A 12448-nucleotide genomic window follows, 5' to 3' on the forward strand; every position below is an offset into this window, starting at 1 on the left:
ACCAACAACTTATTAATTTTAAAGCAATCCGTTCTTATGACTAATCCTGTCCAAAAAATATAATTTGGTGCGTCTGCTTTGGGCTCGGTGCGGTCATTCGGAAAAATTCCGTGAACGTCTGCCTTGCAGACAAAGCGGCCGTTCCACACGTTCTTATGAACGGCCGCTACCGCGTCAGTCTGACCAGTGGGTATCAATGGCCAGTGTCGTAGCTGGTTAGTCGGAAACTGCTTAGCGTCACCAACGCCCCCATCACCGGGAATTCCTCGGCCCAGCTTTGCGCTCGCGCGTTCAAAGTCTCCATGTAGCGGCGGTTTCGGTGTAATTGGAATACGCGCTCACGTTGGCAACCAACAAAAACTGACAGAAGTCCTGTTCGAAAACCCCGAGCCTATCGCAATTGTTCTTGCAGGCAATTCTTTAGTCTAGTGCGGTTCGACTTTGAATGCTCATTGATTAGGTCTGCCAACTCTGGCCGACATGAACCGCAGTTCGTTCCAGCATGAAGGACGTCTCCGATATCGTCCACAGTAATCAAACGCTTTTGGGCAATAGCGCCGATGATTGTTTTTAGTCCGACCTCGAAACACGAACAGACAATTGGTCCGCAGTCTTCTGATATAGCTGATGACCGTCCGGACAAGACATGCTGGAGCTCGCCCTGAGGCAAAGTTGCCAAATAATCCCGCATCAGTGTGATCGGTTGACGAGAGACAAAAAGCGCCGCCAAGATGTTTTGGCCGTTTGACAAAGCAATTCTGAAAGAGCCGCGTTTGGTGTCTTCTACTGAAGTGGCCACTGCGTCGGGTAACCCAAACCAAGCACGCGCGGTTTTTTCCCAGTTTTCGACAGGCTTTTTCCCCGCCAGCTCCATCCTGTACCCGTTCGTCGTTTTGGCGGTCGCCCAATACTCAACATCGGGTCTCGCCGCAGCAGCTGAAACGGCAAAACCATACCAGGCGGCGTTCATACCTCGCAGGGAGACCACTGTTGACTTGCTTTCCGGTTGTCCTGAATTCGGATCAGTCACACCTGGAACAAGCGCATCCACACGGGCTGATGGAGCGGTTTCGCCTGTCCAGTGAATCGGCGCAAACACTTGACCCGGCGCGACCGTGTCGGCGCTGCGGAGACGAAAGATGCCACTGCCAACCGGGCTGCGTAATTCTACTAGATCGGCGGTGCCGAGACCCAGTCGACGGACGTCTTTGGGATGCACCTCTACATAAGGTTCAGCCAAATGGGCCGAAAGACGCGGCGACAGACCCGATCGGGTCATAGTGTGCCACTGATCCCGGTTTCGCCCGGTGTTCAAAAGAAACGGGTACTGTTCCGAAGTCGTTGCCTTTGGTGGACGATGCCCGACGGGCACAAAACGTGCTTTGCCATCAGGATGGAAAAACTGCCCATCGCCGAAAAAACGGCCATCTGATATACGAGGTGTTGTCGGCCACCGTGTTGGGCTGAGCGCCTCATAGTCTTCGTCATCAATGTCCGAAAAACTTGTAATATCCAAATCCTTGCCAAATGACACGGCGAGCGAAGTCATCTTAGCGTATTCTCGAAAAATCTGTGCCGGGGTCTCATAGCTGAAAGCTTCCGTCCAGCCCATGCGGCAGCCCACTTCGGCCAAAATATCCCAATCCGCGCGCGCTTGTCCTGGAGGCGACAAAACGGTGCGCTGTCTACTCATCGTGCGGTCTGAATTGGTCACTGTACCGCTTTTTTCTCCCCACCCCGCAGCTGGCAGCAATATGTCTGCGACACGCGCGGTGTCTGTCCTGGCAGTCAGGTCGCTAACAACAGTGAATGAACAACCCTCGATAGCCGCCTTCACTCGGTCTGCATCTGGCATAGTGGCCGCCGGATTGGTGTGGATGACCCACAGTGCTTTGATCTGGCCGCTTTCGACAGCACGAAACAGGTCAACCGCTTTGAGCCCCTGCTTCTGTGGCATGTTGGGTGCCTTCCAGAATTCCTGGACAGCGGCTCTGTGGGCTTTGTTTTCGATATCCAAATGGCAGGCGAGCATGTTGGCCAAGCCGCCCACCTCTCGACCACCCATGGCGTTTGGCTGACCGGTGACTGAAAACGGACCCATCCCCGGGCGCCCGATCCGTCCGGTGGCCAAATGGCAGTTCAGTATCGCGTTGACCTTGTCGGTTCCGCTAGAAGACTGGTTCACACCCTGACTAAAGATCGTCACAACGCGCTCAGTACCGATCCATAGATCGCAGAAAGCTTCAATCTCACCGGGGCTCAGCCCCGTCTCATCAGGATCGTCAAGCTGTGCCAGCTCGACGGCCTCATTGAACCCAACGCTGCGATCTAGAAATTCCGCTGACACATGCCCGGTTTGGTGAATTCTGGCCAACAAGCGGTTGAACAATGCGACGTCGCTGCCCGGTTGAAGCGCCAGATGGAGATCGGCTTGATCGCAGCTTGCTGTTCGACGTGGATCAATAACCACAATCTTCGTTCCGCGCGCCTGACGCGCAGCTATGACCCGTTGATAGAGCACAGGATGGCACCAAGCGAGGTTCGAGCCGACCAGCACAACCAGGTCAGCCTGATCCAGATCCTCATAGGTTCCAGGCACCGTATCCGTGCCGAAAGCGCGTTTTTGCCCTGCCACTGTAGATGCCATACAAAGCCGAGAGTTGGTGTCGATATTCGCCGAGCCCATAAAGCCTTTCATCAGTTTGTTGGCGACATAGTAATCCTCGGTCAGCAACTGACCCGAGACGTAAAACGCGACGCTGTCCGGCCCGTGTTCAGCTATCGCGGCAGAGAACCGGTCTGCGACCAGTTGCAACGCGTTGTCCCAGCTGGTGTCCTGACCAAAGGCGCGAGGAGCCAGCAACCGGTGTTCCAACCCCACGGTTTCACCCAAAGCCAACCCTTTCGAGCACAAACGACCATGGTTCGCTGGATGATCCGGGTCGCCCCGGACAGTCAGCCCTCCAACTCCATCTGGTCGCAGAAGCAAGCCGCAGCCAACGCCGCAATACGCGCAGGTCGAGCGAACTTCGGGCAGACCACTTCCGTCCATCAGGCCGCGCTCCGCCGGGAAACCGCGCTGTCGTCCAGTAGGATACGACCGTCTTCAAGACGCACCGGATAGGTGGTGATGCGGCCATCATCCGCGCCTTTAGCTTCGCCCGTGTTCAGGTCAAAGACCCAGTTGTGTAGCGGGCAGGTGACTGACTGGCCGTGGACGATGCCCTCGGACAATGGGCCGCCCTTATGCGGACAGCTGTTGGTCGCGGCGAATACTTCCGCCTCGGCGGTGCGGAAGACGGCGATACAGCCGATATGGGTTTTCACCAGACGCGCTCCGCGCACCGGCACCTCATCAATATGTCCGATGTCGATCCAGCTCATTCCGCGGCCTCCAATGTAAAATCTGCAATCGGCGCGTAGGTCTGCGCTTTTTCTTTGACGTGTTCAGCCCATGGGTCTTTGCGGTAGATGCTTTGCGACAGTTCGAACCGGGCGACCAAAGCAGCGCGGTTTTCAAGATCGTCCACGACCTGAGCTTTGACCCAGTCCATGCCAACCTTGCCCAACCATTTATACAGGCGATCCAGATACTTGCCGCCCTCTCGGTAGGCTTGGGTGACGGCCATCACGACCTCGATCGCGTCGTCTTCGGTGGGGACCTGACACAACAGTTGGGTCTCTTTTACGTCCATGCCTGCGGCACCGCCGATGCTGATCTGATAACCTGAATCCACGCAAACCACTCCAATATCCTTGCACGTCGCCTCGGCGCAGTTGCGCGGGCAACCGGACACCGCCAGCTTCAGCTTGTGCGGCGTCCACGACCCCCAAAGGGTTTTCTCGAGCTTGATGCCGAGGCCGGTGCTGTCCTGCGTGCCAAACCGGCAATGATCGGTGCCCACACAGGTTTTGACCGTGCGCAGACCCTTGGAATAGGCATGGCCCGAGACCAGACCGGCCTTGTTCAGATCCGACCAGATCGCAGGCAGGTCCTCGCCCTTCACCCCCAACAGGTCGACCCGCTGCCCACCCGTGACCTTGACGGTCGGCACGTCATACTTGTCGGCCGCATCTGCGATGGCGCGCAGTTCTTCGGGGGTGGTGATGCCGCCCCACATGCGCGGCACAACGCTGAAGGTGCCGTCTTTCTGGATGTTGGCGTGTTTGCGTTCGTTGACGAACCGACTTTGTGGGTCGTCCTGATAGTCCAGTGGCCAATCCGCCAGCAGGTAATAGTTGATCGCCGGGCGGCAGACATGGCAGCCGTTAGGCGTGGACCAGCCGAGTTCCTGCCAAACAGCCGCCTGGCTTTTCAGCTCCTGCCCCTTGATCAGGCGGCGCACGTCTTCGTGGGTCAGATCCGTACAACCGCAAATCGATCGCGCGGTTGGCATCTGGAAGTTGTCGCCTAGCGTCACCTGCAACACCTGTTCCACCAGTCCAGTACAGGTGCCGCAGGACGCACTGGCCTTGGTGCCTGCACGAACCGCGCCCAGATCGTCGGCGCCTGCGTTGATCGCCTCGACAATCTCGCCTTTGCATACGCCGTTGCAGCCGCAAATCTCCGCCTCAGGCGGCAATGCTGCAACGGCTGAGAGAGGGTCCGCAGTGTCGCCTCCCTGATAGGCGGGTCCGAAGATCAGCGTCTCACGCATCTCGTCGATGCTGGTGCCGTCCTTTATCAACCCGAAGAACCAGCTGCCATCGGCGGTGTCGCCATACATGACAGCACCAACCAGCCGATCCTCTTCGATAACGAGGCGCTTGTAGACGCCGCGCGAAGGGTCGCGAAACACGATATCTTCACGCCCCGGCCCGTCAGCGAAATCGCCGGCACTGAACAGATCGCAGCCCGTGACCTTCAGCTTGGTCGAGAAGGTTTTCTGCGCGAATGCAGCGTCTTCCGCCAGCAACGACTGCGCCGCCACCTTCGCCTGATCGTAGAGCGGTGCAACTAGGCCGAATACCTCTCCGTCATGTTCGACGCATTCGCCCACGGCGTAGACATCCGGGTCCGACGTCAGCATCTGGTCATCCACATGAATACCGCGCCCGGTGGCCAGACCGGCCTCTTGAGCAATAGCCGTGTTGGGGCGGATGCCGACGGCCATGACGAGCAGATCACAGGGCAGCTCGGTCCCGTCATCCAGCAACAGAGCGCGGACCTTGCCATCTTGCCCCAGAACTTCCTTGGAATTCGCCTGCAGGCAGATCTTGATGCCTTTGTCTTCCAGCGATTTCTTCAGCAGATAGCCTGCGGCCTCGTCCAACTGACGCTCCATCAGGTGGCCCATGATATGCACGACGGTAACGTCAACACCATGCGCGGCCATCCCCGCGGCGGCCTCGAGCCCCAGCAATCCGCCGCCAACTACGACGACTTTGCTGTCCGGACCCATGCCCATCATCTGCTGCGTGTCTTCCAAATCGCGATAGGCGATCACACCATCCAGATCATGCCCCGGCAAAGGGATGATGAACGGGTTCGACCCGGTCGCGACGACCAGCTTGTCGTATGGAACGTGTCCGTTCTCGCCCTCGACCACCTTCATCTCACGGTCGATCTTAGCCACCTTCTCTCCAAAGCGGCAGGAGATGCCCCGCTCGGCATACCAAGTGTCGTCATGGGTGACGATCTCTTCATAGGTCTTCTCACCCGACAGAACCGGGCTGAGCATGATGCGGTTGTAGTTCCCGCGCGGCTCAGCGTTGAACAGGGTGATTTCGAACGCATCCGGTGCGGCGTCGGTCAGGTGTTCCAGCACCCGACCCGAGGCCATGCCTGCGCCTATAACAACTAGTCTTTGCTTCATGATTTCACTCCGCTGCAATCGCCTTGGGGGCGGGCGATTTCGGCTTGGCGCCGTGTTCGTATTCTTCAAGGAAATCAAGAACTTCCTGCCGGTAGGCGTAATAATCCGGGTGCTCCAACAGGGCCTTGCGAGTCCTTGGGCGCGGCAGGTCGACCTTAGTGATCTTGCCAATGGTCGCCTGAGGCCCATTGGTCATCATCACCACCCGGTCGGCCAGCAGGATCGCCTCGTCCACGTCATGGGTTACGCAGATTGCTGTGACCTTGGTGCGGGACCAGACCTCCATCAGGACTTCCTGCAATTCCCAGCGTGTGAGGCTGTCGAGCATTCCAAACGGTTCGTCCAGCAACAGCAGTTTGGGGGACAGGGCAAAGGCGCGGGCAATACCGACGCGTTGCTTCATACCGTTCGAGAGATCAGAGGCAGATTTATCCATCGCATCGGCCAGGCCGACGCGCTCTAGATAGTATTCAACGACATCTTGCCGCTCGGCGATTCTGGCCTTGGGATAGACTTTGTCGACCCCGATCGCGACGTTCTCTTTAGCGCTGAGCCAAGGGAATAGGTTGGGCGACTGAAACACCACCGCACGTTCAGGATCAGCCCCTTCTACATGGCGGCCGTCCAGCTTAATCGCGCCTTTCGAGATGTCGTTCAGCCCGGCGGCCATGGTCAGAACTGTTGATTTGCCACAGCCCGAGTGTCCGATCAGAGAGATGAACTCACCCTTGTCGATCTTCAGGTCAAAATCCTCGACCACAGTCAGAGGGCCTTTGGGCGTCGGATAAACCTTGTGCAGCTGCGAGAAATCGAGGAAGCGGTTCTCAATCATCCCCTTTTGCGCCTTGGCCACCGCCGTTGGAACCCCGTGGATTGGGGTGACATCCGGTAGGATACGAGTGCCTTCGACCTTGGCCTCGATCCCTACGTCCATCAGATATTTGGTGACGTCCGCCCGCAGGCGTTTGAACGTCTCATCGTTGTTCATGGCACCGCGTTCGCGCGGTCGCGGGATCGACACATGGAACTCCTGCCCCAGCGTGCCATCGGGGTTCAGTGCAATGATCCGGTCGGCCAGAATGATTGCCTCGTCCACGTCATTGGTGATCAGCACGCAGGTCTTCTTGTCGGCTTCCCAGATATGTTCGATCTCGTCCGCCAGATTGGCACGGGTCAAAGCGTCGAGCGCCGACAGAGGTTCATCCAGCAGCAATACCTCTGGGTTCATCGATAGCGCTCTCGCCACGTTGACCCGCTGGCGCATCCCGCCGGACAGTTCCACCGGGCGGCGCGTCGCGGCATGGCTGAGGCCCACCATCCGCACGTAATGCGCAACCTTCTCGGCTTTCTCGACCTTGCTGAGACCGGGGAAAACCGTATCAACCGCCAGCCCGACGTTACCGCTGACCGTAAGCCAAGGCATCAGCGAGTAATTTTGAAAGATCACCCCGCGTTCAGGGCCAGGGCCTTTGATCGGAGCACCTTTGAACGTGACCTCTCCGCTGGTCGGGCGATCCAGCCCGGCCATCAGGTTGATCAGGGTCGTCTTACCAGTGCCTGAGAAACCAAGGATCACCAGAAACTCGCCCTCTTGCACGTCCAGATCGATGCCTTTCAGCACATCGGCGCGCGCAGTGCCTTCACCGAAGGATTTCGAGGCGTTCTTGAAGCTTAGAATGCTCATCGCGTTCACCGGTTATTCGTGAAGGTGAAAAGGGATTGCAGGGCATACATCACACGGTCCAGCAGGAAGCCGATGATACCGATAGTGAAGACCGCAACCATGATTTTGGCCAAAGAGCTGGAGGAACCGTTCTGGAATTCATCCCAAACGAATTTGCCCAGACCAGGGTTCTGCGCCAGCATTTCAGCCGCGATCAGAACCATCCAGCCGACACCCAGGCTGAGGCGCAAACCGGTGAAGATCAGCGGCAGCGCCGAGGGCAGCACCAGCTTGGTGATCTTGGTATAGGTGTTCATTTTCAGAACCTTGGAGACGTTCACCAGATCCTTGTCGATAGATGCCACACCGAGCGCCGTGTTGATCAATGTGGGCCACAGCGAACACAAAGTTACAGTGATGGCCGAGATCAGGAAGGATTTCGCGAACCAGCCATCATTGGTGACGTAAACGGCCGAGACGATCATGGTCACAATCGGCAGCCACGCCAGTGGCGAGACCGGTTTGAAGATTTGTATCAGCGGGTTCAGCGCCGCATTTGCCGTTGGCGACAGACCTGCCGCGATGCCCAGAGGGACTGCGAGGGCAGTAGCGATCAGAAAGCCGAAAAACACAGTTTTGATCGAGGTCCAAATCTGTTGGTAGTAGGTCGGAGCCCCGGTGAAAGCCACGTCTTTCACCTTCTCCGGCTGGCCAGCATCAATAAACTTTTGATTGCGCGTGTCGACCATGGCTTCGAACTTGGCGCGTTTTGCCGCTTTAGCTTTGGCGTCCTCATTCAGACTGACCATCTCCGCCCAAACCTGCGCTGGCCCGGGGACCGCGCCCAGCGAGGTCTGTATCTTGGGCGCCAGCGTGCCCCACAGAAGCAAAAAGGCGAAGATCGACAGCAACGGCACGATCAGCAAGCGCCAAATCTCGGCCATCTGAGCGCGGGGATTGTCTCCGGCGGCGGCCTTCAGAACAGGCGTGGCCCAGCTGAGGCCCAACACCTGGAACCATTTGTCGGCTGCATTGATGCGGGTGAAAAGGCGGGCGCGACGCTCCTGGCGTGCAGCGTCTGCGTTGAATTCGGGATCGACGGTCGTCATCTGATGTGTCCTTGCGATGGCGGGGCACTTGTGAAGCCCACGCCCGACCGTGGCCGGACGTGGAGCTGAGGAATTAGCCTTGAACGTCCGAGCCGACGATCTTCTGCTCGCCCTTCAGGCCAATGGACATGCTTTCGAGATAGGCGTTGGGTGTGCGGCCGTCATAGGCGATCCCGTCAATGATATCCTCGACAGGCGTTGGTGCCTTGTAGCCGTCACTGTCCCAGGGGAAATCGGCCTCATCCGCCAGACCTTCGTCGACCAGCAGGCGCGCGGCCTCCAGGTAGATTTCGGGCTTATAAACCGACTTGGCCACTTCGTCATACCAACTGTCCGGCTTCGCATCGGCGATTTGACCCCAACGACGCATCTGGGTCAGGTACCAAACAGCGTCCGAATAGAACGGATAGGTCGCATTGTAGCGAAAGAACACGTTGAAATCGGGAACCTCGCGCTTGTCGCCTTTCTCGTATTCAAACGTGCCGGTCATCGAGTTGGCGATGACGTCATAATCCGCGCCCACATATTCCGCGCGGCTCAGGATTTCGACCGCCTCGGGTCGGTTGGCGTTGTCATTTTCATCCAACCACTGTGCCGCGCGGATCAGGGCTTTGGTCACTGCCAGAGTGGTATTCGGATACTCCTCGGCAAACTCAGCTGTGATGCCAAAGACCTTCTCGGGGTTGTTCTTCCACAGTTCGTAATCGGTAATTACTGGAACGCCGATGCCCTTGAAGACCGCTTGCTGGTTCCACGGCTCACCCACGCAGTAGCCATAGATCGTTCCGGCCTCCAACGTGGCTGGCATTTGCGGCGGAGGTGTCACCGAGAGGAACACATCCGCACCGATTTGACCGGTCACGTTGTCTGGGCTGTAGAACCCCGGATGCAGCCCACCAGCGGCCAGCCAATAGCGCAGTTCGTAATTGTGGGTCGAGACTGGGAAGACCATGCCCATGTTAAAGGGCTTGCCTTTAGATTTGTATTTCTCAACGACCGGAGCAAGCGCCTCGGCGCTGATAGGGTGTTGGGGACGACCATCCTCCATCACCGGGATGTTCGGCTTCATCTCTTCCCAAATCTCGTTGGACACGGTGATGCCGTTGCCGTTCAGGTCCATTGAGAAGGGCGTTACGATGTGCGCTTCGGTTCCGTATCCGATGGTGGCGGCCAAAGGCTGTCCGGCCAGCATGTGTGCGCCGTCAAGCTGCCCGTCGATCACGCCATCCAATAGGACCTTCCAATTGGCTTGTGCTTCCAGCGTCACGAACAGGCCTTCGTCCAGAAAGTACCCATTCTCGTAAGCGACAGCCAGCGGCGCCATATCGGTCAGTTTGATAAAGCCAAAAGTCAGCTCGTCTTTTTCCAGTTCCAGCTCGGCCAGTGCCGGAGACACAAGCGCCGTCGTTGCGACGAGGCCTAAAAGAAGCTTTTTCATCTCGATCCCTTTCGGTTCAGCCCAACCTCTTGGGCAAACAAAAAAGCCGCCGACACAGTCCGCCGGGAGGAGGTGGCGGATGGTCGAGCGGCTTTGCTCTTGTAAGGTGCCCTGGATAGTGGGCGAATTCCGTCGGTGGGCGTCGTTGCCTTCCGATGTCCCGATTAAGACATCCTTGATCTGGGCCGTCATCCGGTTTTGAGCGTCAAAGTGTGATTTTTCTGCGCTGCAGCGTGATTTGATGCTGCGCTGCAAAAATTTTGGGCACTCTCACCCCGTTGGCTCGAAAATGCGACGATCGAAGAAGACGTTCGGCGCCAGAATCAAGCTTCCGCTTGTCGAGGCTACGGTGGTCGACTCGGGAAGCGCCCCTTCCAGCTTTTCTGACGCTCCGGGGGTTTCGACACCCAGCCCGAACAACTCGCGCCGATAGAGATCGCTGCGAAAGACACGGGCGGCCTGACGTTCGGCTGTGCTGACATCGATCCCGTTCCGTTGTGCTAGCTGATGCGCGATCCACTTGGCCTGACTGCGCCATGGGAAGGTGGCAGCGCCGTCAAAGAACTCGACAAACCCATCCACATGGCGTTGCTCGCCGCGCGCCGAGATTGTGAAATCGCCCATTAATGCACGGTCGATTAGTTCGGGTGAGACATTGAGGTAGGTTTTGCGCGATAGCATCTCGGACGCGGTTGTTCGGCTGTCCGTGTTTGAAAGCCACCGTCCCGCGCGCCAAACGGCCCGCATGAGGCTACCCAGCAAATGCGGCTCAGTTTCGGCCCAGTCGTTTCTAACCGCCAACACCTTTTCAGGTGCGCAGGTCCAGATCGCCTTGCCGGGCAGCAGCAACGCGCCAACATTGTCATCCACGGCGAATGAGCCCCAAGGCTCGCCCACGCAGAAGGCATCGATCTCGCCACCTGCAAGCGCCTGCGCCATGAGAGGGGGCGGGACAGTGCGGATTTCGACCTGTTTCGAAGCCAGTTCGGTTCCCGCAACCCAATAGCGCAGCAGTTCAACATGCATCGAAAACGGAAAAGGCACTCCGAACACCAAAACCTCACCGGCAGCCTTTGCCAGTGCAGCCCCAGCCCCAGCGGCATCAGTGAAATCGAAGTCATAGCCCTGATCGGTCAGACGCCTTGCCAACTGGGTTCCAACGCCTATGACGTTGCCATTCAGGGATAGGACAGACACTGCAGACAGCGGCGTCGCGATACCGCCCAAACCCAAGGCCATCGCAACGGGTACAGGTGACAGCAGATGCGCAGCGTCCACATGCCCAAAAGCCAGCATATCGCGCAAAGATGACCATGACGGGGCCGGTCGCAGGTCCAGCGACACGCCTTCGGCATGGTCAAACCCCATCTCGCGCGCGACAATCAACGGGGCCGCGTCAACCAAAGGCATATAGGCGACAGGCAAGGTTACAGTTCTCATGACAACAAACCCGAAGCCGTGACCAAGGCTTCAGCCACATCTGCAACCCGGCGGTTCTGGTTCATCGCTGTTTCTCGCAGCAGGCCGTAGGCCTCGTCTTCAGACACACCCTTGGCTTTCATCAACAACCCTTTGGCACGATCAATCACTTTGCGTTCTTCCAACGCACGGCGGGTCTTGGCCAGTTCGGTCCTCATCTGGCGTAGTACCTGAAACCGGGCGATGGCGGTATCGATCACAGGTTTGATGCGCTCGGCTTGCAGGCCATCGACTACATAGGCTGATACCCCTGCCTCAACGGCGGCTTTCGCTAATCCGCCCGCAGCGCCCGAGACGAACATTGCCACCGGTCGCTCCATCGGACCGGAGGCAACGGTCAACTCTTCCAGCATATCCCGCGATGGATTGTCTATGTCGATCAGAACGATGTCTGGGCTATGCATTGCAATTCTACGTGCCAGTCCGGAGAAATTGCCGATTACAGAAACGTCTACGTCTCCAGACTCTTTTAAGGCGTCCACAATTGCAAAAGCACGTTCTTGATTCTGCTCGACGACAACGACAGTAAGGTGTTGTTTCATAGGCACCCAAGTGAGCCCAAGCTTCATCGATCGCAATTCCAAGGCCACTAAGCGTTTCATCAGGCTGCCAGTTTGCCTAATTTATCAGCATATTTTTACATGCAGCGGAGCGTCTGCACAGTTTTTCTACTTGCCATCAAAGAAATCTGGCATCAGCGCTGGCGTGGCACATTCGATCGACTCTTTAGATTTTTTTTGGGCTAACCTCCTGATCTGGGTGGTCGAAAGGTGCTGTCAGACGATTTCGAACCAGTCTCAGTTTGCCGCGGAAACTGCGAACCTATCCGGAACAGAGTTGACGCCACTCGCTAAGAGCGGCGGCGCGGGTCAGCTTGAAGGTGTCTCGACTGGCTAGCGATCTTTCCTGGTTGAAGTAGTTGTAGACAGAGGAATGGACGGAG

General features: G+C 57.5%; 8 protein-coding genes. All 8 read right to left on the reverse strand.

Going from position 1 to position 12448, the window contains the following annotated elements; genetic code table 11:
• Positions 1–391: 391 nt before the first annotated feature.
• On the reverse strand, positions 392–3052 hold the full coding sequence (locus DK510_RS01355) for a nitrate reductase (protein ID WP_109310584.1): 2661 nt from the start codon (positions 3050–3052) through the stop codon (positions 392–394).
• Entirely contained in the window at positions 3052–3384 is a 333-nt protein-coding gene (nirD, locus tag DK510_RS01360) for a nitrite reductase small subunit NirD (protein WP_109310585.1), read from the reverse strand. Before nirD ends, DK510_RS01355 begins: the two co-directional genes overlap by 1 nt.
• Positions 3381–5816: a nitrite reductase large subunit NirB gene (gene nirB / locus DK510_RS01365; protein ID WP_109310586.1), complete on the reverse strand. Its 2436-nt coding sequence runs from the start codon at positions 5814–5816 to the stop codon at positions 3381–3383. The genes nirD and nirB overlap by 4 nt, the downstream gene beginning before the upstream one ends.
• A 4-nt stretch (positions 5817–5820) precedes the next feature.
• The gene (locus DK510_RS01370; RefSeq protein ID WP_200833188.1) at positions 5821–7500 is read right to left on the reverse strand and encodes an ABC transporter ATP-binding protein; all 1680 of its coding nucleotides are present in this window, start codon (positions 7498–7500) and stop codon (positions 5821–5823) included.
• A gap of 5 nt (positions 7501–7505) precedes the next feature.
• The gene (locus DK510_RS01375; RefSeq protein ID WP_109310588.1) at positions 7506–8588 is read right to left on the reverse strand and encodes an ABC transporter permease; all 1083 of its coding nucleotides are present in this window, start codon (positions 8586–8588) and stop codon (positions 7506–7508) included.
• Between the two features lie 73 nt (positions 8589–8661).
• The gene (locus DK510_RS01380) at positions 8662–10026 is read right to left on the reverse strand and encodes a CmpA/NrtA family ABC transporter substrate-binding protein (protein WP_109310600.1); all 1365 of its coding nucleotides are present in this window, start codon (positions 10024–10026) and stop codon (positions 8662–8664) included.
• A 270-nt stretch (positions 10027–10296) separates the two neighbouring features.
• A complete protein-coding gene (locus DK510_RS01385) occupies positions 10297–11466 on the reverse strand; it encodes an ABC transporter substrate-binding protein (RefSeq protein ID WP_109310589.1) in 1170 nt (389 codons plus the stop codon).
• Positions 11463–12047: an ANTAR domain-containing response regulator gene (locus DK510_RS01390; RefSeq protein ID WP_109310601.1), complete on the reverse strand. Its 585-nt coding sequence runs from the start codon at positions 12045–12047 to the stop codon at positions 11463–11465. Before DK510_RS01390 ends, DK510_RS01385 begins: the two co-directional genes overlap by 4 nt.
• Positions 12048–12448 lie beyond the last annotated feature (401 nt).

It is taken from the genome of Ruegeria sp. AU67 (assembly GCF_900312795.1).
Taxonomy (GTDB): domain Bacteria; phylum Pseudomonadota; class Alphaproteobacteria; order Rhodobacterales; family Rhodobacteraceae; genus Ruegeria; species Ruegeria atlantica.

What these genes read in the sequence shown, in the direction of transcription:
- DK510_RS01355 (WP_109310584.1), bottom strand. Translation starts at nt 3,052, where the DNA reads ATGGACGGAAGTGGTCTGCCCGAAGTTCGCTCGACCTGCGCGTATTGC.
- nirD (WP_109310585.1), bottom strand. Translation starts at nt 3,384, where the DNA reads ATGAGCTGGATCGACATCGGACATATTGATGAGGTGCCGGTGCGCGGA.
- nirB (WP_109310586.1), bottom strand. Translation starts at nt 5,816, where the DNA reads ATGAAGCAAAGACTAGTTGTTATAGGCGCAGGCATGGCCTCGGGTCGG.
- DK510_RS01370 (WP_200833188.1), bottom strand. Translation starts at nt 7,500, where the DNA reads ATGAGCATTCTAAGCTTCAAGAACGCCTCGAAATCCTTCGGTGAAGGC.
- DK510_RS01375 (WP_109310588.1), bottom strand. Translation starts at nt 8,588, where the DNA reads ATGACGACCGTCGATCCCGAATTCAACGCAGACGCTGCACGCCAGGAG.
- DK510_RS01380 (WP_109310600.1), bottom strand. Translation starts at nt 10,026, where the DNA reads ATGAAAAAGCTTCTTTTAGGCCTCGTCGCAACGACGGCGCTTGTGTCT.
- DK510_RS01385 (WP_109310589.1), bottom strand. Translation starts at nt 11,466, where the DNA reads ATGAGAACTGTAACCTTGCCTGTCGCCTATATGCCTTTGGTTGACGCG.
- DK510_RS01390 (WP_109310601.1), bottom strand. Translation starts at nt 12,047, where the DNA reads ATGAAACAACACCTTACTGTCGTTGTCGTCGAGCAGAATCAAGAACGT.